This is a genomic window from Hymenobacter volaticus (genome assembly GCF_022921055.1).
Lineage (GTDB): Bacteria > Bacteroidota > Bacteroidia > Cytophagales > Hymenobacteraceae > Hymenobacter > Hymenobacter volaticus.
This window is the reverse complement of the sequence record NZ_CP095061.1, coordinates 3,454,227-3,476,055: the sequence shown is the minus strand read 5'-3', so window position 1 is coordinate 3,476,055 and position 21,829 is coordinate 3,454,227. Positions and strand designations below refer to the sequence as shown.

Here is a 21,829-nt window from a genome sequence, read left to right as displayed (position 1 = left end):
GCTCCGTTGGGTTTTGCTGCCATAACAGAAGAACTATACGTCCTTCTTCTGTCCGTCCTTGCCTAGACCACCTCAAAGGTCGGTACCAGTGCTAGTTTGGATAAAACTATTCAAGTAAGTAGCTAGCAAGCTAGTAGTAAAGACAAAGACGATTTCTTGCTTGTTGCGAGTGGGAGGCTCACTAATCTGTGGTGCTCTGCTGAGTTGATACGATAATCAGTGGTAGCACTGATTCGGATAGGTAATACTCGTGTATTCATTTGCAATATTATCCTGCTTCTTAGACAGTATGGCAAAACCACACATAGATATGACTGCTCAAATTGTACTTCCCATTATCAGCCTTTTTTTCGCCTCGACAGGTCAAATCAACGATTATGCACCTAACGTTAATCATCATTCAACTAGTGAAGAACGTGTAGTGCAGAACATGACTTTTAAGGTTACTGCTGGCTCTGCGGCACAAATAATTATAAAATCTACGAGTAATATTATTAAGAAATTAAAAATATATAAAGTTATTGGCTCTGAAAAGAACGAAGTCTATAGTTATAGTTCAGATGACAATCCATATGCGACATGGAATCATTTAATTAATAGAAAAGATGATGTCAATTATCTAGTTGAAGTTAGATTAAAGAAAGGAAAAGGCGATTTTGATATAATTGACATGAATAAAGTTTGGAGTAATGCTACTTTCCAAATTTTTTCAGGAGGAAACAAAAGTGTTACTACTAATGATGACGGTGATATTATGATAATTGTACACAATTCTGAAATCGTTAAGGCTCCAAAGAAAGACTAGGGAATCATTTGATTATCGTTAAATTAAAACCCATGGCAAGAATTCCTGCAATGATGAAGGTATTATTTACCTGTTCACTGTTGTGTTCAGTAGTATTTGAAAGTAATTCACAGACTTTCCGAGCAATGGCATTCAATCCAAATGTATACCGTACCAGGGTTGATATGGATGTGTTGAGAGTGTCAAGTTTGGATTTTCATATTATATACGCTGATACCTTTAAGATAAAGGTAAGAAGAGGAAATGCCTCTAAGAGTAATTACTTAGATTATAAAATTGAAAAAATGGATGAGAATGGATATACGATAATTAGGATATTGCCTAACGTTCAATTATCCACTGAGCTGTTGGATGTAAGTAATGGCAAAGAGGTCGCCGCTAGATATATAAATACTATCAGGCATTCTAAGGAAGATTTTACTAAGGAAGATGAACGTAATGGCTATAATTATTATTTTGCTATCAAAAGTGATGCATTTAAGCCTATGTCAAAAACGCTATTAGGAAATAAACTAGTAGCAGTACCTATCATACACCCATTGAAACTGCGGCCTCGAATATCAAATCCTGATAGGGAACCCCAGGTAAATACTGAATTTACCGTTACATACTCCTTAGGTTACAGACGTAAATTTGGGCATAATCCTTTCCGCCAAGACTTTTTCACATTTGTAATTTACGGTGCTGGTTTAGGTGCTTCCAAATACTTGACAGAAGGAAATGACGGTAACCTTACTGAGGAGAAAGATGGTGTGGCAGTTACCTATTATCAGGCCGGGGGCTTTCTAACGTTAGATAAAGTAAATTTCGGATTGTTTATGGGCCTCGATGCTATGCTGTACGGAAGGAATAATTGGCTCTATCAAAGTAAACCCTGGTTCTCCTTTGGCTTAGGTTATAAGATAAAGGAAGACTAGCTAATTTTTAGTCTAGGGTAGAGCGAAAGAAAGCAAGGTCAGGAATCTGAGCAAATCGTGACCTCTCTAGGCAGCATCCTGACCTTGTTTATAAGGCATTTACCTTTGCTAGTAAATGACAATTTTAATATATATATATTTACAAGGGACATATACTCCTTTAATTCTTCAAAACTATGGAATTGAATCACGACACCTCAAAAGTGAACTCAGAACTCATTACAGGTACTGGAGTGCCTATAGTCTTGTCTCGTTATGGGTTCCGGGAAGAACTATTTGAAGGTAGTCTTTATCTCATGCCGCTCAGCAAGGAAGAATACATAGAAGCTACGAAGGCGTCAGGGTTCACCGAAGACCGAATTACTAAACTTGTAGAGGAAGCTAATAGCCCGTTGGCTAGTTGCTACACAGCTAACACTTATCAATGCGCCACGGCGGATAACTGTCAGCTTTGTTCATTCACACAATCAGGTCGTCTTACAATTTGTTACTGCAACAGTTAGCCTTTGGTGTGGCTTTATCCTTGTAAAAGGCGAGGTGTATACCTGAAAACGAAGAAACCGGTCCTGAGAAGAGCCGGTTTTCTTTTTACATGCAATCTGTTTTGGTAGACGTTCGGCCAGGACGCATCAAGCAAATCGACTACTAAGCAGCCCGGGGCAGATATATAGATGAAGAGTTCGGAGTACCGGTCGCAGACGAACTTGACTTTGGTAAAGCTTCCACTTGTTTTGTAGAAGTCATCGACGACACCTCCACTTTCTACACCATCGCTTACAGGACAGAAATCGAGGACAAGGATTTCTTCTTTGTCCTGCCTTTATCGGCCCTCGATGACCCTAGTGGAATCTAGGAGGCTAGGATTATGCTGGAGCTTATGGCTGTACCAGTAGAGCCAAAATCTAAACGCAAGCGAGGGAACAAATAACCTCCCCATCATTAGGGGCCTTTGACCAGCGCGGAGCCGGGTCCCTACCCAGGGGTTCGGCTTTTTTATTGCCCGTCGTAGACATCGGCGGTGGCTGGCCTATCCGGCTTCTCTAAAGTGGAGCGGAGTCAAGTTTTTCATCAGAAATACGTCCATCATTTCTGTGATAGCTGGTTCGCGCTCATCAGCTAGAAAACGCTCGATTGAATACTTTATATCCCATATGCTCCGAGTGTTCCTGATGTTCCTGTTCTTGAGTGCTCGGGCAGTCAACTCATATACCTTTGCTCTCATAAATTCGGCTTCATTGTAGGATTCTCTTATGTTCCTGCGGACGCTTTCGAATACTCCCTCCGCTGATATAAACTGGAATTTAGGGTTATCAGGGTTTGCAGAATTCAAGGCTACTACTGCGTTGTCTAAACCATCCCGGCTCAGCAAAGACTCAAAGAATTCGTAAAAGCCTTCTTCTACTTCCCCCTGGGGCACCTTACTGAACGTGCCGATAACTCCACAAAAAGGAGCTTCGATAACCGGCGAAATCTCTCCAAACATGAAGCCGCCGTAGCAGGTGGCCAAGGAAACCATGAGGTTGTTTCTAGTGGCTATATTGATATTCCGAAAGTAGTTTGCTAGTTCGCCCCAGGGCATGACTTCTCCGGATGCCAACTCCAGGCCTTTGGGGTTACCGTGCATTTCGAAGTGCAGGAACGGAAGCTGGGCCTTCTTCTGCACATAATCCTCTACGCGCTTCAGGAATCTGCACAAGTTCCTCTTTGTAGGAACCTGGGCCAACTCGCAGGAAACGGCTGGCATCTGTTCCGTGCGACGCCTTAATAAATCACGGTAGAGTATAGAACCTGTTTGTGGTTCGTCCTTCGGTAGGGACTCGACAACCCAAATCTTGTTGTAGCGGAAGGTTCCTGTTCTTACAAGCGCCATATGTTAAAGATCGAAGACTCCAAATTTCAGCTCAGTCCAGGGGCCCGCTTTTTTGTTGTTAGCTTCTGGTTCTTATACAACACCCTCAAATATGTTTACTTCGACAGGTAGATGTTTATTCTCATAATCTAAGTGATGGTCTATGGCTTTTAAAATCTTTTCCTCTTGGCCTGTTGATTTAAGGTTTTCGTAAAAGGCTGGTGACATACACCAAGTTTCTACTCGTTTAATAAGAACATCGCTTATTAATTTAAATTTTTCTGGAATTGCTAATTTGGTTATTTCGTCTACAGGAATACCACTAATATTATTAATAAGATTGCTATATCCAATTAAGACTGTCAAGCTATTGTCATTAGGAATAAGGTGCAGAAATACTATAGGTATTTCGGAGTAGCTAATCATATTATCAGACTTTTGCCGATAATCTGGAGTGAAATTATTCACTATTCCTGGGTCAAGTATTGCGTAATGTTCTTCTGTGTAGAACGTGGAAGTCGCAACTGGAACCCTTGGTAGTTCAAAAGTTATAAACTTCAATGCAGTATTATTCGCGGGATTGCTGATAAACCATTCAAGGGTCCGTTTTAAAATATAATGTTTTAAGCAATTGCCGATTTTCTCTGCCCTAATCATCCTCCAATGAGTTTTTTGGGCTTCAGGCGTGTCGGCAAAGAGCGGGTCCCGCAGTATCTCATCAATAATTAGTATAGTATACTCATCTACCTGCATTAAGCGTAAGTATGCCCTGTAAGAAAGCAATAGCTGCGTCTTTGGGGCTGAGTAATCAGTATTCGGGTTATCCTCAAAACTAGAAAATAAGTCGTTATCGCAAGGAGGATTGCAAAATCCCCAATAGGCCATCATATTTAATTCGGGACCCGCAGGTGAGAATTGGTATATCCGACCTTCTGTAAATTTTAACTGTTGAAAATAATCGCTTGTAGATAATTGAATTATTTTGTCTTTGCCATGTATTTTACCTATTATATGATTCCATAGTACTTTATTTTGTAAAACATGCGAATTTATTGCCATATTATGGGTTTCGCATAGAGGATTATAGCAAACATGTGATACTTTGTTAACGGCTATAATTATTTCTTTGATGCGATTATTTATCTTCTTTAATGAGTTATCCATCCAATGAAGTGTTTAGAATTTTGTTAAATATTGAGGGTCCGCTACAATCTAACTAAAATGTTAAGTGATGAACCATAGCTCGTCCCAATCAGTCGTGTAGGCGGGACTCTTAAAGTCAGCTTTGCTATCCCAAACCGGGCGTTCTCCTTTCTTCACGAACGCCGATGCGAAGGTCACGGCCCCGGACCCGAACCGTTCGTTGAGCTTGTCCAGGCCCTTCATTAGCTTGTCGCGAGCCTCTCCGACGTTGACCTTGGCGAACAAATCAAGCTGCTGCTGACCGTCCGTTTCCAGGCCATCGAAGATGACCCCGGCTTTCTTGTAGACGCACCCCGGTTGCCATAGCCGCTTGAGGGCCGTGCGGGCTAAGCGTATCAGGTCGGAGGTGTCGCTGCTGGCTACGGGGAGCGAAATGACAGTGGAGGATGAATGCGGCCCTGGCGCCAAACTGAACCGGTCTTTGCTCAGGAATACCGACATGGTATTGGCTGCGGAACCCTGGCGACGGAGCTTTTCAGCGGCCCTGGAAGTGAAGGAGCTAACCGCGCCCAGAACGTCGGGAAAGGTGGTCAGGGGCGTCCCAAAGGTGCGGCTGTAGGGATAGACTGGCGAGAGAGGGTACCGTCTTCTGAGAGCTGCAATTGGTGGCATACCTTGCCTTGGAGTTCCCGCAACAGCCGGACCCTGACAACGCCACCAAGAAATTTCCTAGCCCAATTCTCGCTTTGCTGGGTGAGCTGGGCAGCGGTGCGGATTCCCTGAGCTTGGAGCTTGGTAGCGTATTGGTGCCCGATGCCCCACACGTCCTCCACCTTGGTTAGCTCTAGGGCCTTTCGGCGCTTCTCCTCGGTGTCCAGGTAACAAACTCCCTTCATGGCCGGGTACTTTTTAGCTATCCGGTTCGCCAGCTTTGCCAAGGTCTTCGTGGGCGCTATGCCGACGCAGGTCGGAATCTTAGTGCGGCGGCGGATTTGTTCCCGGACCTCGGCTCCGAACACAGCAAGGTCGGGATAGAGGTAGCGATTCATGCCGTGCAAGTCCAGAAAGCACTCGTCAATGGAGTAGATTTCAATGGTGGGGGCCACCGACGCCAGATAGTGCATGACCCTCCTAGACATGTCCCCGTAGAGCGCATAGTTCGAGGAGAATACACGGACTTTATTGTAATCCAACTCGAGCTTTACCTGAAAATAGGGGTCTCCCATCTGGAAACCCAGGGCCTTAGCCTCTGCAGAACGGGAAATCAGGCAACCATCGTTGTTTGATAGCACCACTACGGGTACAATAGCCAGGGAGGCCCGGAATACTCGCTCACAGCTTGCGTAGAAATTGTTGCAATCTACAAGCGCGAACATGGCCTCTCAGCGTCTAATACTGGCGTATTGGGTAGTCTGGTGTGTTGCATAGCAGGACGTTTACATGGTTTTGATGCAAGTATACGTGGTGCTAAACAAATTAGTATGTAATTACCAGAAATATTTGTAATCCGCTTGGGCTTGGGGGCCTACTCCAGCTTCAAGTCGTCCAGGTTGACGACAGATGCATAGGGTTCCAGCAGCGCCGTGCTTACAAAAGTTCTGAGCTTGTCCTGGAGCACGTTATCTAGGGGATTATAGAACAACTCCACGAAGAAGCCGCCTGCCATGTGGTAAAGGGCGACGGTATCCACTTCCTCATACCTAGTGGCTAGGTGTCGGCCTTCATCCCAAACTACCTGGGCTTGCTGGTCGAAGAGTAAGGCCCGGAGGAGTAGTGGGAGGTCGGCATGATTAGTGCGGAGCTATATTGATAGAATAACCATAACAAGATACGGCTATGCACTCCGTCTTCCTGCTTGGAGACAATCTTGTTTCAGGCACATTGACCTTCTTCGGTATCGTCGGTTTGATAGTACTCGTACCCCTTGGATTGCTAACAGCACTGCTGGTTAGAAAAGCTCGCAGGAATGCCCAACGCTTCACGGAGAAAGGTCTATTTACCCTGCTGTATTGGGTAGGTGCTTTCGTGGCAGGATGCTTTGCGCTGGCCTGGATGGCGCAGCAGTCGAATTACTAATCAGCCCAGGCATTAACCTCCCTCGAATTCTTTGTTGATAGACCTATGCGCTCAGTGTTTTTGCTTGGTGACAATGTTATCCCAGGCAACTTTCAATTGTTCGGGATAATCGATTTAATCGTGCTAGGAATACTATGCAAAGAAATATATGACCAGTCTGGCGGAACGGGTTAGAGTAGGAACCAGTGCGTTACCGCCCGCAGAACTAACATTATTTATACTCAAAATTAGAACTAAGCCGGTGCTTTAAAGGACCGGTTTTTTTGTGCCCAAGGCGAAGCAGTAGGGTTAAGTAGCCTAACTTTGGAATGACCCTATACTACCCGATATGTTCGATAGAATCAAGGATAATCTACCCCTAGCATCACTACTACTACTTGTCATTTGCCTTGTTAGAGTAATCGTATTCTATAAGGTCTTTGGCATCGCAATCACGGACTATTTGGAGCTAGGGGAATTGTTGTCCTTAATGTCGGGCTATCTCCTTTCCCAGTTTATCGCAATAGGACTTTATACATGCCTAATGATAGTTATTTCCAATCAGCAGACCGTAAGTCAGACCTTGTCCCTCTTTAATATAGATGTTCCCATTTCCTTACTGCACAACCTCAGAAAGATATACTTTGGCTCAGGTGCTGCAAAACTATGTTGGTGGGGTGCAGTAACTTTCTCAGTGTGTAGTGTATGGCAAACATATCTGAAGGGTGCAATTGATATATATACAATATCATCTTGGCTAATCTTCTTCGGAGCCGTGTTCTTAGATGACTTCGTAATTAAGCACTGTGTGAAGTTTAAAAGAAGTGGTAGTGACGCTGCTGCCGAAGCTCATAACAAGACTCTACGCACTGGAATCCAAACATTCTGTTTGATGCTCCTGCTCCTGTGGGGTAATTTCCTCTGGGCATTGTCATCGGGCTATTACCTGAAAACCATAAGGAATGTAGATAGAGTGGTAATTGAGTATGAGGGCAAATTTATTCGGACCTCCCCCAACTATCTATTTGTGGGGCGTACTAAGAGCTTCACCTTCTTTTATAATAGGCAGACTAGTAGAGCGCATGTCTATCCAAACGGCGGTATCAAGCGCATCTACATCGAGGACTAGCTAAGACATCCAAGAGCAAAACAGACCTGATATACTATAGTCTCGTCGGCAGTCGTATCTCTATTACTGACAGCTCTGTTGGTCCACCATAAAATTGGAGCCAGGAGCCGCCTACCTCAGCGTGATGAGTTACTTGGCCTTCTTCTTTTGTATTCGTAGGACGCTAATAGCATAGTTAAGGCCAGCTTTTGGTGTATTAGAGAATGTACCCTGCTTTTATAGCAGGCCAAATAATTGGGGGATATGAAATCATCGAGTTGTCCACTGCTCTACCCATCACTTTTATTTAAGCCAACATTCATATGATATAAAAAGCATATTAACTGCAATTTATTGATAAATTGTATTCTTAAATAAATGCCTAAAAATCAGTAGTTAGTATGTCTAATTCTAGTATTAAAGAAAAGAGTAAAAAGCCCTTTTTACCAGCTAGTTCAATAAATTATTCAACAATTTGCAGAGTTATAACAGAGGCATGGCCGGAAGGAATTGTTCACGAGACTAGTGACCTGAATCAAGTAAAGAGCTTTCACAATAAGAGCTTTGATAAGTTAAGAGCAGAATTTGATTCTATTTTAAATAGATGCCATCCTGCTAGTTGGGCACTCGAAGCTTACAGACAAATTGCAGTGTGGACAATGATATACCATATGCCTAAGTCTGACGTAGCAAAACTTGTTGGAGAGTCATCTGAATTAGCGCCAATAGGCAGGTATGGGTGGAGATATGTAACTGAGAAAGCGATAGAAAAGCTAAACGGAAAATTCACATTCAAGAAGTTGAAGCCTGATGAACAGGACTTGAATGATATGTTTACTGTTCTAGCTGGAATGATTACCTCATCTGAAAGCTCTAATTTTTTACACCATCTGAAAGATATTTTAAAATCGTCTTATCTTGTTTTTAGCCCATCTACTATTCAGGATGGCTTCATAATTAGAGATAATAAAGATAGGGCACTATATAAGAACATTGCATCTTATTTAACTAGTGATGGTCATTCGCGTTCTGATAATCCTATTAGTCCTCATAATCCTGTACTACTAGCAAAAATTGATAGTTTCCTAAGTGATAATTTCAAATTCACACTTGAAATAGCAAGCAAATTATCAATAGATATTTTAGAGAAAATATGTGGTCCTATATCTGCTGAGATACTAGTTCAACCATATGAAGAAGCTATCGATTTCATTGTTAGCGCATCAGGCATTTCTCGAGAAAGTGTCAAAGGCTTCTTGGAATTTATAGCATTAAATGCTAGTCACCCTTTTTACGAACCAAGAGACTTTTTAAGGAAAAGTCAATCTGTCAGGTTGTTAAACTATTGTGGAATAGTGTTAAACTTGTCTGATAACCTCGAAGCAATATATGATGATGCAACTGCGAGCCACGTTTCAATTACATCTAGTAAAACACATTTAATAATAAGCCCAACGGCAATATCAGAGTGGTTAAATACTTTTATATATAAGTTGGTTTCAGGTCAGAGAAGTGACCTCAAGAAGTATAAAGGTTCTGCTGTTGAGCTGGCAGAAATTGAGCGTTACTATCATGAAGATATATTTGAACAAGAGACCAAGAAGTTATTGGAATCGAATAATTACATGTGTATAATAAATCTTAAAAAAGTAAACAAAAAAGATTTATCATGTGGCGAAATAGATATTATTGCTTTTGATAGGGATGCTAATGCAATGCTTGTTATAGAGTGTAAAAACTTAGCAACTATAGTCGATGCTAGAGGGATGGGGCAAGTAATTAATGACCATTTCAATCAAAAAAAATATCATTATAAGTTTTTGAAAAAAATAGACTGGGTTTTAAATAATTACCATTCTGTGGCTAGTGTTTTTAAATTGCAGCATGGTATTGATTTGAAGCCTGGATACTCAATAAATCAAATATTCGTAACATCAAGTCCCAATGTTGTAAAATTTTTGGTAAGTGAGTATTGGGTTATGACATTTTTCGAATTAAGAGCTTGGCTTAATAAAAATAAATAGCTAAAAGATATGAACTACTCTGATGCTGACATCATAATGATGCAATTCGATAAAAAGGAGATAGAAGATTTTGATGTAATCGATATATATGGCACTTTGCTAAATTATTATGAGAATCCAAGAGAGGTTTATAATAAAATAAATATCGTTATAACGGGCTACGATAATGACTCGCGCGAGTTGTTTGAGATACCTGAAGTTAGAAAATTCTTTTTGTTCCTAGATAATAGTTTTCCGTATTGGTTTTATTGGCTAAATAAAGATTTGCCACCTGAAATATCCTCATTTTTCACTCTGTTTGCATGTATATGTCCAGTTAATATTAAGTCAAAACACAATGACAAAGTTGCTGTTCTATTTGAAATTGAGAAATTAATGGTAATAGTTGAATCTCATTTCCATTACTATAATAAATTGGCAGATGCTTCAGGTATAAGCGAAGAAGAATCAATAGCTACATCAGATTACATCTTAAAAGTTCTTCGTCTGTTCAATTTTACGGAATAGAAAACAATGATTCATTATTGCTTACCTAAAGTGATAAATTTTGTATTTTAAGTAAATTCACTTGAGAAGTTAGGTTTGCTATCCGCTACTGCACTATATTTTCAAGGCCCTGGGAGTAGAGGTTGTTTTTCTGATTTTGAGTCACCTTGGATGCTTAGCCTTGTACCACTATTGTTGACTAATCTGTACCACTCTAGTCAAAATAGGGTACATGGTTTTTGGTGTAGTGTACAGACCATTCTCCCTAGCCTAAGCTAGGTTTCATCTTTATACGATGACAATAAAGCAATTATTCAATTACGCCATCCAGTACTGGGTTCAAATATTTGCCTTAGCTGGCATTCCACTGGCGCTCTTAAAAATCCTTCTGGATAGGCGAAGTAAACGGGACGAGCTACGTTACAATGGCCTTGTATCTATCCGTAATGCCGAAATCAGAAGCTATGCACAGGCAGTAGGTCTACTGTTTGCCAGAGTCAACTACCTTACTGTGGTTATCAATGATGACCATGAGGAGTTGAAACGGTTATTAAACAGCTTGTTAGCTGTACAGGAAGAGCTGATGAAATCATACGTCACTCTTGGTTTTCTGTTGCCTCAAACCGATAAAAATGGCCTTGAGGCATTTAACAGCACTATCCTAAAAGTTTCTATGGAGTACATCCAGATTATAAGCAGCTACCTCAACAATCGAATTTCGTTGGCTACACTTGATGCATCATTTCGTGAGCTTAAACCGAAAATGGACAAAGCTGCCGAAGAGGTAGATGAGTCTTCACCGTTAGTAGAAAAAATGGTAAGAAAACACTTGGGCATCTAATTACAGGACTATAAATGCACAAACCCGACGATGCAGCCGGGTTCCCATCCTTGCGACATTATTGGTTCAGCAGGTATAGGTCGGAGATAATCCAAAAAGTTCACGACAATGTGTTCTGTAACAGATATGTATCTACAAAGCTCATTACACTGCTAGTCACAGGCGAATTTGCCAGAGAAGCAGCAACCATGCCCGTTGATTCGTTAAACACGTCTAGAGTAATGTCACGATGGTGCAACGGGTGCATGGTTTATGTAACACTATGTAAAAGACTATGTTCAGAAGTTGCTTGCTTGTAAGGCTCGAATTGATTCGTATTACGACCATCCGCAAAGTACTTCTATTAATGATATTAAATTTATTCAAACTTTACCCTCGCAGTCCTATTCATAAACGGTAGAGATTACGACCGATTCCGAAGGAGAATCTTATTCCTGCTAACCTTCAGCACTGAACCCTAAGACGTTAGTTGAAGTGAATTTCAGGTGGTAATTTTTGCCGGCGTTAGCGGAAACGTAGTAGCCTTGCGGGCGAACATGTTGCTCCTAGCTAATAAGCGGACTCCCTCTGCTCCGAAGTGCCGTGGGATGAAGGGTAGGTCTTCCCAACAGTGCTGTGAGCAGATATATAAAGTAGCTGTAGCCCTAGGTAGTATCGTTTCGTATACTCGTCGCTAAGTGCATCCACCAACTTCAATTGTCGAATATGGCTAATCTCCAAGAGTTTTTCACCCCTTTTGGCCGCGGAACATATAGTTATAATATACCTCCTCACATTGCCTGTGCAGAAAAAATAGACTTAATAGCTCAATTCAAAAGACATCATCCTCAGCAAGCAAACAAAAATAGATTTTTGCTTGGTATATGCTCGAATCCAGGTCCAAGCGGCGCACCTCAAGTAGAGCTTGCCTTGAATGAAGTAGATGATAATGGCACTGTCGTGCATAAAATTGCACAAATGATAATATACTTCCAACCTGGAGCCCCTTGCTTCGATGCTGCATGCCTTGAGGCCCAAAGGCAGCAAGCCTGAATGTAAATAAGGCCTATGATAAACCCTGGCGTCCCGATGGATGTCAGGGTTTTTTGTGCCCAGTGAAAAATGTTAGAAACTTCGGCGGACATAACACTTGCTTCGGGTTTAGGCCTAGGTAACTTGGTACTTTACAATGGAATCTTGAATAACTAAGCCGCTGATGAAAAGCCTACGCTCTACAATAATTAAACTATTAGGTGGTCATAGGGAATAACAAAATTCTTCGCTTGATGATATATTCCGAAAAAGCTAGCTAAGTACATAGGGCGCACTATAAAGAATATTGACTTGTTGATAGCAAAGCATAAATCGTTAAGACAGAAGCTTGACAAAAGATTCACATAGAGCTGCTTTTATATAAATTCTACACAACCTATAAGATGCCAGACCCCACTGTTCCCATCTACATATTGCCCGCTGTTTTTAAAATTGATACAAAGATTCAACAGAACCCCATAAAGCAGATTGCTTTTCTTCCAGTCAAGATTTTCGAGGTAGGTACTGAGTTCACAGCGAAAGGTATAACAGGGGTAAGAATTTCTTTGCCTGATGGTTCTGAGGCTGTTATCGTAGCCCATGCCGATAAACTCACACAATTAAGGGTTTTGGAGAATGAAAAGATTCTCACCCGCTCGAATTCCGGTCAACTATTCTGGTTCAAGCATCCTGTCATGGATAGCGTAAGCCTTGCGTCGCAAACAGACGAACGGATAGAATATACCCGGCAGGTGACTTTAACTTGGAAGAACAACTTTAATTTTCTTCCAGAAATTCGGGATGAGGCGGAAGATAGAATTGTCCAGTTTGGCCTAAGGAATCCGCAAGTAGGGGCCATTCATGCCATTTCCGCACATTGGACGGTAAGTGAGTCTCCGGCAACCATTGTTATGCCAACGGGTACCGGCAAAACGGAAACCATGTTGGGGGTAACAGTCTATCATCAGTGTGATAAAATACTGGTTGTTGTTCCTACTGATGCCCTTCGTAACCAGATAGCCAATAAATTCCTATCTATTGGTGTTCTGAAAGAGTTCGGTATTATTGGCCAGAATGCGGATTTCCCAGTGGTTTGCTTGTTAAGGCATAAGCCTAGAACATCCGAAGAAGCCGACGACATATTTAACTCGTGTAATATAGTGGTCACTACAATGAGTATTGTTGGTGGCTGTACGCCTGAAGTGCAGGTTAGAATCGCTGAGCTAGTAAGTCACTTGTTTATCGATGAGGCTCACCACATACCAGCCAAAACCTGGTTTACCTTTCGGGGGCGGTTTCTGAAGAAAAAAATTGTTCAATTCACGGCGACACCCTTTCGAAACGATGGGCAGCATATAGATGGGAAAACAATTTTTAACTATCCGCTTGCGAAGGCTCAAAAAGAGCAATATTTCAAGAGAATAAATCTTGAATCAATTTTTGAGGTCAACCCTATTGAGGCGGACAAGTTAATTGCTGAGAAAGCCATTCGCATACTGAGGAGAGACCTAGAAAGTGGTCTTGACCATATCATGATGGCCAGGGTTAGTTCAATTAAAAGAACTGAGGAAATACTCCCTTACTATAGCCCTAACGAGGACTTAAAGCCGGTGGTGATTCATAGCCAACTAGGAGACCTTGAGAAGGCACGGATTTTAGCTCAAATACTATCGAGAGAATCAAAGATTGTTATCTGCGTTGACATGTTGGGAGAAGGCTTTGACTTACCTCAACTCAAGATTGCAGCTCTACATGACATGCATAAAAGCCTCGGGATTACTCTTCAATTCACTGGACGCTTTACCAGGACTATTCCCAACATCGGCGAAGCTACTATGGTGGCAAACACTGCCAGCAATGATGTAGATAAAAAAATAAAAGCTTTATATAGCGAAGATGCCGACTGGAATATTATCCTCAGAAATAGTAGTACATTAGAAATAGAAGATAAAATCAACTTGGAAGAGTTCGTATCATCTTTCGATGATAAGATGATAAGCGAGATTCCTTTGCAAAATCTTCTTCCGAAGATGAGCACAGTCATCTTTAGGTGTAAAGAACCGGAAGAGAGAGATTCCGAGGATGAAGATGCTAAAGAAGACGGTTATTGGAAGCCAGAAGACTTTGAGAGGGTCTTTAGTAAGCTTAAAGACACAGAATATATCCATACCTATAGCAGTGAGAACAAGACTCTAATTATTGTCACCAAACAACGTTCTTACATTGAGTGGGGCAATATCAAAGGCATATCTGATACTATATGGAATGTCTACATAGCCCACAAAGAACAAGAGAGTAGCTTGTTGTACATCTATAGCTCATCCGACGAGCATCAATTAAAGCTAGCGGAAGCGATAAGCCCTGGTGTGGTGCAGCTTAGTGGCGAAATGATGTTCCGTTCTTTCAGTGACATAAACCGGGCTGTACTTTTTAATATCGGCCTGAAGAATGCCATATCAGGACCTATCCAGTACAAGATGTTTTCCGGTACTGATTTGAAAGAAGCCTTATCACCAGCCAATAAGGCTAACTATTTTAAATCTAATGTATTCGGAATTGGGTATGAGAATGGCGAAAAAGTAAGTGTGGGCTGCTCCTATAAAGGAAAAGTATGGTCTTACAGTAAGGCAGCCAACCTTGTAAAGTGGCGTGAGTGGTGCTACAACGTTGGCCGTAAAGTATCTAATGATACTCTTGACAGTGATAGAATTATTGATGGGCTGCTCAAAGCAACAATTGCTACCAGTAGGCCAATAGCAATGCCAATTACTATTGAATGGCCTGTCAGCGTCATGAACGCACCACAAAGGTCTGTACACTTACTTTTTGGGGACATAGAAGTACCCATCTACCTTACTAGCATTGACTTGGCTGACCCAAGTATTGACGGTCCACTGAAGTTTATTGTGTCCTATATAGGAGATTCAAGTGAATATGAGCTTGTAATTGAAGAACCAAATGAAGACAACAAAAGAGGCTTTCTGTATAGAAAGTTGAGCGGCCCAGATATCCATATTTCGAAAGGGACTAAAAATCAAGTAATAGAAGATTGGTTCTTAAAAGAGGGCCCTGCTATTCGGTTCCTCAATACATCTTACTTAGAGAATAATATTTTCGTCGACGCCAGTGACCATAGCTATCCACCGTTTGATGTAGACCAAATAGCTCCATGGACTTGGCCTGGTATATTGCTGAAACGAGAATCTCAATATAAAAAGAGGGATGGGGTTGTAGAGCATCGACGTAATTCAATCCAGTTTCACACAATCGAACAATTGAAACAGTCAGGTTACGACATCATATTTGATGATGATGACCAAGGCGAAGCGGCAGATATCATCACTTTCAGAAAGAGCCGGAACAAAGTCCTAGTAGAGTTTTTCCACTGCAAGTACTCTCTGGAAGAAACTCCTGGCAACAGAATTGATGACTTGTATGTGGTTTGTGGTCAAGCTCAGAAGAGTATTCATTGGAGATATAAGACAATAGACCTAATTGACCACATGTTGCGACGGGACTCTGAACGCATAGCAAGAGGATTTCCCACTCGCTTTGAGACAGGAACCAAACAGATGCTTGCTGATTTTAAACGGTCGCTTGAAATCCTTCCGGCCATGTATAAAATTTTCATTGTTCAGCCAGGACTCAGGAAGGCCACAATACCTGATAGCAGTCTGCATGTCTTAGGTTCTACTCAAGGTTATCTCAAAGAGACGTATAACCTGGACTTAGGTGTCATTTCGAGTTGACCTACACTGCCTTTTCCTTACAGTTTGCCCTATTTCTGATTGTAAGAGCTTATTGATGTTTAGTTAACCAACGGCTGACCCTCATCTAAGCTTCTTGTTTTCTCCATGAGCACCTAGTCTAGTACCTTCTTATCTGTTAGATATTGGGAGTACGAACATTCCTTTTCGACTCAGTGCGAGGTTCCAGCTATGCTGTTGAAGCCTCGTCCAATAGAATTGATTATCGGCGTCATATCATTACACACACCTGCTGAAATTATAGTCGTTTTCAGCAGGTGTAATGGGTTCTTGAAGTCGACGGCTGTGACTGTTAAAGTGATTTGAGAATCGTACTCAGTTTGCCTGATAGTACTCCAGCGGATAGAGCATGCATCAGTAGCATCTTCCTATCGTTAGTCGCATAGGGTATAGTTAGGCCAAACGCAATAAAGACACTAGTAGTAGGGGTTTGGTACCGGCTAACTAGCTCATCAACAAAGGCCGGGTGTCCGTTAGGGCCAGGGGTAGCATTAGATGGGGCGACCTGGATATAAATGATGCGTTTACCCTCAAATTCTAATTTAGATTCCCTGTATTGCATTAGAGCTAAGTTTAGAGAGTAAGCCTTGTTGCTAGTTAATATACAAGGTATGTAAGCAGCATCTTTACTGTTGTATTACAAAGAATTTTATAAGGTCTATTCGCTATCCATCTCATCGAACATTTCGAATAAATGCTCAAAGTGACTTTCTAAGGCCTCCAGATATACGTATTGGTCACGAATATCCACTTGCTCATTAGCGCTATGCCAGTTCGATAGACGCTCTAAGATGAACTCTATACTGTCGATTTCGGCACCCACTCCCGAGCGGTCATGCACGGAGCCAAAACGGTTAATTAACTCTTGTTTGGTTTCATTGACGAACTCGATAATCTTGTTCAAGTTCATTCGATACAAAGGATAACTAAAACCTTCCCAGAGTTTACCTCGGCTATAAGCGAACGTTGTAGGTACTATGCTCTTGAATGTTCTTTTTGGAGCCATAAGGGTGAATTATTGAGGAAGGGTATCTAATTGAGTACGATATGTAGCAACAATAGCACTAGCCGTGCGGATACATTCCTCAAACTTATACTCAGCTAAAGCTATATCCATACCTTCATCGTACACTGATGGAAGGTCAGCTGTGAAACTTTTGAAAACATCTTCAAAAGAGCTTTCCAAGACAGCAATAATACCTTTAGGCGCACGTAGCTCATTAGCAGCGTCGTGCGACTGACGGTGCGTCAAATGCTCGGGCATCGACTCGAAGTAAGACAGTAGTTCTTGTGCTTCCCGTAGTAACTCATGGCCTTGCTCATTTATTTGGGCTACTTGAGGCTGGTAACGTTGGAGAACATCACTGAAGGTGTTGGGTGAAGGAAGTGAAGCCATTTTGGTGAGCGCTGATTTCGACGAGAAAAGGTTGCCCTAAAAGCTGATATTAATACTTTTGATTTTTAAACATTGATAAAAATTTAAAATGAATCTTGCACAATACTACATTAGTCTACATAATCACGCTACTAAGATTGATGGCGTACTCGACCAACTTCAAAAATTGCTGCAAAGCCAAACACAATCACCCGCTTTAAGTCGGGTTCTACGTCATGCTGTAGGTAACCAAAACAGAAAACCAGCAGACGTAAGAAAGGACCTCAAAGACATTATTGCACAAAAAGGAAATTGGGGACTTTACTCTAGTCAAAATCAAAGCTTTTATCAGCATCTCTTACCGCAACAACTAGAGAGCGCTCTAGACGAGTTACCCCTAGTTATAGTGGATGCGGCCAAGTTGGCAAAACGGCAAAAGGATTTACTTCAGCGAAATGGCGTAAGCAGCCTGCCAAGCTACTATTTGGTTGACCAACAGCCGTGATTCTGGCCGCAACTGTATGCCCGGTACTAACAAGTGTCAGTATATTTGACAACATGTTTTGTTTAAATTCAGCTTTTCTAAGGTCGAGTTTTTTTATGTCCAGGCTAGACCAATGCCTTTAGGCTAATAGCAGCGTTTACAGGCTCGTCTACCCAACAATTGAGCTTCGGATGTACTGACAGTTTTCAGGCTAGTAGAACAATTATTTAGCCCCGTACAAGTCTTACTAGCGTGATATACTTTAGGATAGCCGCCTTGGCAGAGATAAACGCCGGTAATGGAGCGGACATGTACACTAGAAACGCTGCGAGTAGGGGTAAAATTAGTCAGGCTAACGATTAAAGTTAGAGCTAATAGAAAAAAGCGCATCAGGATAACGAGATAAGTATTTACTGGCAAAATAGATGTATTGACCGCAAAGTTCAATGCCAGTCAGGAAGGATGAAGGAGTCTAGTCCCTCTATGTCTACCTTGATGTTGTCTAGCCTCTGAATGCACCATCAGGGTTGACTGCAAAGTGTCCTCTACGGCCAACAATTGCGGGAACTCTAGACCCTGCGCGAATACCTGAGGCCAAGCACATATGAATGTCTACATCGCAGATGTAAAAGCCCATCTTGGGGTTTTACACCCCGGTCACTAAGTATAGAATTAATTGATTATAATTAGTTCATGAGCGGACCAGTCTGCTTCAGTAATGCCAAGCCAATTCATTACAATGTCACGAACCCGCTCATCCATATTCGCCCACTTGACCTTTTTCTGATGTACTTTCTTGACGTATGGGAATAGGCAACACATGGCGTGCTTTTGAAATATTGTAGTATCAACTCCAAATAGTTGCGCATGTTCAAGGGCATACAAATCCGCTTTGTATTCGTCTATGATAATAGCTTCATCAATAAAATCCGGGTCCATTTTCTCTATAATAGTAGGCGGTTGCTGCATATGCCCAATTTCGTGAAGACACAAATAGAAGTCGCCCTTGTTTCTTATAATTGGAACGTAGATAGTGTTTGAGAAATATTGTGCTGCTCCGCCATCCATTCCTGGTTTAGGCCTTTTCACCCGGATATAATGCTTGTTGACTAATGCTTTGAAGTATGTGCGAGCACGTTCCGCTTCATGCTTAGACATATGTAAGTCATGTTTAGTGGCGTTATGGCTGGGTAAATGAATGTAAGCTTCTTGAAGTTCTTTCATTTTAAATGACATGTGGATGTAAGTTTGTACGGCAAGGAGTGGAAGACGAGAGTGTTACCTTATCGCCATAAAATCCTTAAACTTTATCTAAAAGCTTAGTGAAAAACTGTTCTGGTGAGCCTAGCCGAACAAAGTATTGTCTTCAACCCATATTGCAATATTGGTTCGAGACGAAGAGTTTTTTTATAATACCATATAGTATTAATAGAAAGCGAAATCTTGCTTTCTCAGTCTCTGCAAAGCCATTAAATCAAGACTTTAGTCTGTCAGAATTAAGAGCGGACAGACTTTTTTGACCTTTAGAAGGAAAACTTTACTAAACGCTTACAGAAGAAATCGCTAAAGCAGGCAGTAGCCAAATTGTACATTTGCTCAAGAAATAAATTCCTTTTTACTGTGCCCAGCAGTTGTGCTACTTGATAGTATTATTGATTGACACTTATAACTACATATGCTTCTTTAGTACATGTGCTTAAACTCTTCATGGCTCCGGGCTACTTTACTTAGCTACCTGCCATGAGCCATGAAGACTTGAAATCTTCATTAACTCAAGTTTATAATTGAGTGAAAGTGTATTTCTGTAAAATGACTTTTCATGTATTTGAGGCCAGAAGATTTGCGCTGCATAATTCTTTTATAATTCAGATATAATTTTATTTAAAACATCCATCTTATTTATTTAAGGTCGACATAAAATGGCCTATTGTCATTGTGCATTATTTGTTTGCGAAGTATTCCTCCGTTCATGGTAATTAACTGGGCAACTAAGTTGAATTCATCTTCATTGAGTAATTCTTGAAATGAATTCTTTTGGTAAGGTAAGGATGCCACTAATAGGCTGCCCTGAATGGAGCCAATTCTAATTGTTTTTCTTCTTTTTAAATGTAACTTTAGTATTTCACAGAATTCGTGCATATTCCCTTGTTTCATTTGCAGTGCCATAGGTTTTAAAATTTAAATGCGCGGAATGTGTGTTAAATGAACGCCTTCGAAAATTTATGGCACAAAGATAAAGCGTCATAAAACCAAATAGCAAGTGCTTGAATTGTTGTCTGTTATAATAACTATTTAAGGCGCAGCTGCTTTTTTTATATTGTATTTTTGATAAATGTGCATTTAAGGCCAGTGTGGCTAATAAATAATTGTTGCCTCATAACAGGAAAAAAATAGTTATTATACCTTCGCTATGCCTATTTTATTAAAAAGTTTATATTATTCTTTATCGTACAACCCTTTTTATATAATTGCCAATAAAAATAGGTATTGAATGCAGTAATACAGTTAATGAATTGTTGTCTATGGCATAGAGACCTAGGTAACGAATTGTTGTCTATAGCACAGGGAAATATAGGCAACAAATTGTTGTCCATAGTATTGTGCTTATTCAATAGGTTGTTAGTGTTTTCTGCTTTTAGTTAGCACTCATAAGGTTATTGCAGTGCTTTATTTGTTGCCTAATATGTTTTAAAGCCATTGATTGATACAGGGTTGTATCGACTTGCTTTAAAACTTAACAACTCTATAATGCTAATATGATGACAGTATTGTCCATCTTCAATCGTATCGTAGCTGACGGTGGGTTGTGTCTAAGCTGCATTCAGGAATTCACTAACCTATGCGCATTGGATAGAACTACGACTTAAATCGAAGGATTTTAAATAAGTATAAATGCATATAAATAAGTATAATATGACTTTAGCCAAGTTGCCAGAATTGACTAAGCCAGAAATTTTTCAAACGCAGTCCCATGAATAAAGGGGGGGGGAGGGTGATTTTGAACCATAGGGGGATACAGGGGGGGGAGGAGGGAGAAAAAGTCTGTATGGCCTCATTTATAGTACCCGTTCACCTGTGCGGTGTTCATAATGCTGTTTGCAATAATGTTACGGCCATTAACGATAGAGTTTGTAGGTACATAAATAGGCTTAATTAGTACGCTTAAAGCAGGTTTAAGTACAGAAAAGGAGGGTTAATAGGCCTTCAAGTACATATAAATTTCCTGAAAGACTGGCTTAGAGCCGGAGACAAGAGCTGCTTTCACATAGTAGTTTTTCAAGCTTGGCTTCGGCCAGGCCGGGGAAGTAGCCGCCGTCGAGCAGCTCGGCTTTGAAGCGGCTCCAAAACGATTCGGCGTGGGCGTTATCATAGCTGTTACCCCTCCGGCTCATGCTTTGCAGTTCACCCTGATGGGTCAGTAGGCACTTGAAGCGGGTGGCTGTGTACTGGCTGCCCAAGGTGACGCCTCGGCGTCACTTAAGTCGAAGTGCCCGTGAACCCCAAGGGTGGGCGGCGCACCACAAGCGCCCGGTGCAGGGCCTCGCTGACTAGGTACTGCGGCATGGTGTCGCGCACATCCCAGTCGACGATTTTGCGCGAGCACCGGTTCAACCACCAACTGTTGTCGCTGGCGTTGCCAGGCATAGTACGTGGATGGGGCCACGCGCAGCACTTGGCAGAGCTGGCGCACACGCACCTGCCTGGGCCGCTGGGCGATGTGCTGGTAAGTGCTCACCGGGTCGGCTGGGCGAAGATGACAAAGGCTTTTTTAAATATCCAGCTCCTGCTTAGCCTGCTTGAGCTGGGCCCGCAGGGCGCGCACCTCCGGGGCACGCGCCACTTCTTCACTGCCCACCTCGGCCACGAGCTGGGCCTGCTGCCAGCGGTAAAGCAGCTTGGGGCTAATGCCCAATTGCCGCGCCGCGGCCTGCGTGCTGCGGCTCTCGCCAGCCAAGCGCAACGC

The 21,829-nt window shown here is 41.8% G+C and carries 22 protein-coding genes; 10 read left to right on the top strand and 12 right to left on the bottom strand.

What is annotated here, in order from left to right; all coding sequences use genetic code 11:
• Window positions 1–289: 289 nt before the first annotated feature.
• The gene (locus MUN86_RS15045) at window positions 290–805 is read left to right on the top strand and encodes a hypothetical protein (RefSeq protein ID WP_245118888.1); all 516 of its coding nucleotides are present in this window, start codon (window positions 290–292) and stop codon (window positions 803–805) included.
• A 32-nt stretch (window positions 806–837) separates the two neighbouring features.
• Window positions 838–1,722, top strand: coding sequence for a hypothetical protein (locus MUN86_RS15040; protein ID WP_245118887.1), 885 nt, complete (start codon window positions 838–840; stop codon window positions 1,720–1,722).
• A gap of 1,027 nt (window positions 1,723–2,749) precedes the next feature.
• Here the strand turns inward: MUN86_RS15040 and MUN86_RS15035 are convergent.
• From MUN86_RS15035 to MUN86_RS15015, 5 genes are all read right to left on the bottom strand, one after another.
• A complete protein-coding gene (locus tag MUN86_RS15035; RefSeq protein WP_245118886.1) occupies window positions 2,750–3,592 on the bottom strand; it encodes a hypothetical protein in 843 nt (280 codons plus the stop codon).
• Window positions 3,593–3,664: 72 nt separating this feature from the next.
• Window positions 3,665–4,735 carry a hypothetical protein gene (locus MUN86_RS15030; RefSeq protein ID WP_245118885.1) on the bottom strand — a complete coding sequence of 357 codons (1,071 nt, stop codon included), beginning with the start codon at window positions 4,733–4,735 and terminating at the stop codon, window positions 3,665–3,667.
• Window positions 4,736–4,795: 60 nt separating this feature from the next.
• Entirely contained in the window at window positions 4,796–5,386 is a 591-nt protein-coding gene (locus MUN86_RS15025) for a DinB/UmuC family translesion DNA polymerase (RefSeq protein WP_245118884.1), read from the bottom strand.
• Entirely contained in the window at window positions 5,305–6,090 is a 786-nt protein-coding gene (locus tag MUN86_RS15020; RefSeq protein ID WP_245118883.1) for a Y-family DNA polymerase, read from the bottom strand. Before MUN86_RS15020 ends, MUN86_RS15025 begins: the two co-directional genes overlap by 82 nt.
• A gap of 149 nt (window positions 6,091–6,239) precedes the next feature.
• Window positions 6,240–6,404, bottom strand: a complete 165-nt coding sequence (locus tag MUN86_RS15015; RefSeq protein ID WP_245118882.1) for a hypothetical protein — start codon at window positions 6,402–6,404, stop codon at window positions 6,240–6,242.
• 146 nt (window positions 6,405–6,550) lie between these two features.
• Between MUN86_RS15015 and MUN86_RS15010 the strand changes: the two genes are divergently transcribed.
• From MUN86_RS15010 to MUN86_RS14980, 7 genes are all read left to right on the top strand, one after another.
• Window positions 6,551–6,790, top strand: coding sequence for a hypothetical protein (locus tag MUN86_RS15010; RefSeq protein WP_245118881.1), 240 nt, complete (start codon window positions 6,551–6,553; stop codon window positions 6,788–6,790).
• A gap of 328 nt (window positions 6,791–7,118) precedes the next feature.
• The gene (locus MUN86_RS15005; RefSeq protein WP_245118880.1) at window positions 7,119–7,898 is read left to right on the top strand and encodes a hypothetical protein; all 780 of its coding nucleotides are present in this window, start codon (window positions 7,119–7,121) and stop codon (window positions 7,896–7,898) included.
• Between the two features lie 380 nt (window positions 7,899–8,278).
• Window positions 8,279–9,901: a hypothetical protein gene (locus tag MUN86_RS15000; RefSeq protein WP_245118879.1), complete on the top strand. Its 1,623-nt coding sequence runs from the start codon at window positions 8,279–8,281 to the stop codon at window positions 9,899–9,901.
• A 9-nt stretch (window positions 9,902–9,910) separates the two neighbouring features.
• Window positions 9,911–10,408 carry a chlororespiratory reduction 6 domain-containing protein gene (locus MUN86_RS14995; RefSeq protein WP_245118878.1) on the top strand — a complete coding sequence of 166 codons (498 nt, stop codon included), beginning with the start codon at window positions 9,911–9,913 and terminating at the stop codon, window positions 10,406–10,408.
• 274 nt (window positions 10,409–10,682) lie between these two features.
• Window positions 10,683–11,228, top strand: coding sequence for a hypothetical protein (locus MUN86_RS14990; RefSeq protein ID WP_245118877.1), 546 nt, complete (start codon window positions 10,683–10,685; stop codon window positions 11,226–11,228).
• A 705-nt stretch (window positions 11,229–11,933) separates the two neighbouring features.
• Window positions 11,934–12,260 (top strand): hypothetical protein, encoded by a 327-nt coding sequence (locus tag MUN86_RS14985; protein WP_245118876.1) that lies wholly within the window; start codon window positions 11,934–11,936, stop codon window positions 12,258–12,260.
• Window positions 12,261–12,643: 383 nt separating this feature from the next.
• Entirely contained in the window at window positions 12,644–15,988 is a 3,345-nt protein-coding gene (locus tag MUN86_RS14980; RefSeq protein ID WP_245118875.1) for a DEAD/DEAH box helicase, read from the top strand.
• Between the two features lie 676 nt (window positions 15,989–16,664).
• Here MUN86_RS14980 and MUN86_RS14975 read toward each other — a convergent pair.
• The gene (locus MUN86_RS14975) at window positions 16,665–17,012 is read right to left on the bottom strand and encodes a hypothetical protein (protein ID WP_245118874.1); all 348 of its coding nucleotides are present in this window, start codon (window positions 17,010–17,012) and stop codon (window positions 16,665–16,667) included.
• Between the two features lie 9 nt (window positions 17,013–17,021).
• The gene (locus MUN86_RS14970) at window positions 17,022–17,402 is read right to left on the bottom strand and encodes a hypothetical protein (RefSeq protein WP_245118873.1); all 381 of its coding nucleotides are present in this window, start codon (window positions 17,400–17,402) and stop codon (window positions 17,022–17,024) included.
• An 88-nt stretch (window positions 17,403–17,490) separates the two neighbouring features.
• Between MUN86_RS14970 and MUN86_RS14965 the strand changes: the two genes are divergently transcribed.
• Window positions 17,491–17,886, top strand: coding sequence for a hypothetical protein (locus MUN86_RS14965; RefSeq protein ID WP_245118872.1), 396 nt, complete (start codon window positions 17,491–17,493; stop codon window positions 17,884–17,886).
• Between the two features lie 651 nt (window positions 17,887–18,537).
• Here the strand turns inward: MUN86_RS14965 and MUN86_RS14960 are convergent.
• The 5 genes from MUN86_RS14960 to MUN86_RS14940 form a co-directional block, all read right to left on the bottom strand.
• Window positions 18,538–19,089 (bottom strand): hypothetical protein, encoded by a 552-nt coding sequence (locus MUN86_RS14960; protein ID WP_245118871.1) that lies wholly within the window; start codon window positions 19,087–19,089, stop codon window positions 18,538–18,540.
• A gap of 675 nt (window positions 19,090–19,764) precedes the next feature.
• On the bottom strand, window positions 19,765–20,031 hold the full coding sequence (locus MUN86_RS14955) for a hypothetical protein (protein ID WP_245118869.1): 267 nt from the start codon (window positions 20,029–20,031) through the stop codon (window positions 19,765–19,767).
• Window positions 20,032–21,101: 1,070 nt separating this feature from the next.
• A complete protein-coding gene (locus tag MUN86_RS14950) occupies window positions 21,102–21,257 on the bottom strand; it encodes an integrase core domain-containing protein (RefSeq protein WP_245118868.1) in 156 nt (51 codons plus the stop codon).
• Window positions 21,258–21,342: 85 nt separating this feature from the next.
• Window positions 21,343–21,510 (bottom strand): hypothetical protein, encoded by a 168-nt coding sequence (locus MUN86_RS14945; protein ID WP_245118867.1) that lies wholly within the window; start codon window positions 21,508–21,510, stop codon window positions 21,343–21,345.
• Between the two features lie 124 nt (window positions 21,511–21,634).
• Window positions 21,635–21,820: a transposase gene (locus MUN86_RS14940; protein ID WP_245118865.1), complete on the bottom strand. Its 186-nt coding sequence runs from the start codon at window positions 21,818–21,820 to the stop codon at window positions 21,635–21,637.
• Window positions 21,821–21,829 lie beyond the last annotated feature (9 nt).

Coding starts and splice junctions, on each gene's coding strand:
- MUN86_RS15045 (WP_245118888.1), top strand. CDS start 290: ATGGCAAAACCACACATAGATATGACTGCTCAAATTGTACTTCCCATT.
- MUN86_RS15040 (WP_245118887.1), top strand. CDS start 838: ATGGCAAGAATTCCTGCAATGATGAAGGTATTATTTACCTGTTCACTG.
- MUN86_RS15035 (WP_245118886.1), bottom strand. CDS start 3,592: ATGGCGCTTGTAAGAACAGGAACCTTCCGCTACAACAAGATTTGGGTT.
- MUN86_RS15030 (WP_245118885.1), bottom strand. CDS start 4,735: ATGGATAACTCATTAAAGAAGATAAATAATCGCATCAAAGAAATAATT.
- MUN86_RS15025 (WP_245118884.1), bottom strand. CDS start 5,386: ATGCCACCAATTGCAGCTCTCAGAAGACGGTACCCTCTCTCGCCAGTC.
- MUN86_RS15020 (WP_245118883.1), bottom strand. CDS start 6,090: ATGTTCGCGCTTGTAGATTGCAACAATTTCTACGCAAGCTGTGAGCGA.
- MUN86_RS15010 (WP_245118881.1), top strand. CDS start 6,551: ATGCACTCCGTCTTCCTGCTTGGAGACAATCTTGTTTCAGGCACATTG.
- MUN86_RS15005 (WP_245118880.1), top strand. CDS start 7,119: ATGTTCGATAGAATCAAGGATAATCTACCCCTAGCATCACTACTACTA.
- MUN86_RS15000 (WP_245118879.1), top strand. CDS start 8,279: ATGTCTAATTCTAGTATTAAAGAAAAGAGTAAAAAGCCCTTTTTACCA.
- MUN86_RS14995 (WP_245118878.1), top strand. CDS start 9,911: ATGAACTACTCTGATGCTGACATCATAATGATGCAATTCGATAAAAAG.
- MUN86_RS14990 (WP_245118877.1), top strand. CDS start 10,683: ATGACAATAAAGCAATTATTCAATTACGCCATCCAGTACTGGGTTCAA.
- MUN86_RS14985 (WP_245118876.1), top strand. CDS start 11,934: ATGGCTAATCTCCAAGAGTTTTTCACCCCTTTTGGCCGCGGAACATAT.
- MUN86_RS14980 (WP_245118875.1), top strand. CDS start 12,644: ATGCCAGACCCCACTGTTCCCATCTACATATTGCCCGCTGTTTTTAAA.
- MUN86_RS14975 (WP_245118874.1), bottom strand. CDS start 17,012: ATGGCTCCAAAAAGAACATTCAAGAGCATAGTACCTACAACGTTCGCT.
- MUN86_RS14970 (WP_245118873.1), bottom strand. CDS start 17,402: ATGGCTTCACTTCCTTCACCCAACACCTTCAGTGATGTTCTCCAACGT.
- MUN86_RS14965 (WP_245118872.1), top strand. CDS start 17,491: ATGAATCTTGCACAATACTACATTAGTCTACATAATCACGCTACTAAG.
- MUN86_RS14960 (WP_245118871.1), bottom strand. CDS start 19,089: ATGAAAGAACTTCAAGAAGCTTACATTCATTTACCCAGCCATAACGCC.
- MUN86_RS14955 (WP_245118869.1), bottom strand. CDS start 20,031: ATGGCACTGCAAATGAAACAAGGGAATATGCACGAATTCTGTGAAATA.
- MUN86_RS14950 (WP_245118868.1), bottom strand. CDS start 21,257: ATGAGCCGGAGGGGTAACAGCTATGATAACGCCCACGCCGAATCGTTT.
- MUN86_RS14945 (WP_245118867.1), bottom strand. CDS start 21,510: ATGCCTGGCAACGCCAGCGACAACAGTTGGTGGTTGAACCGGTGCTCG.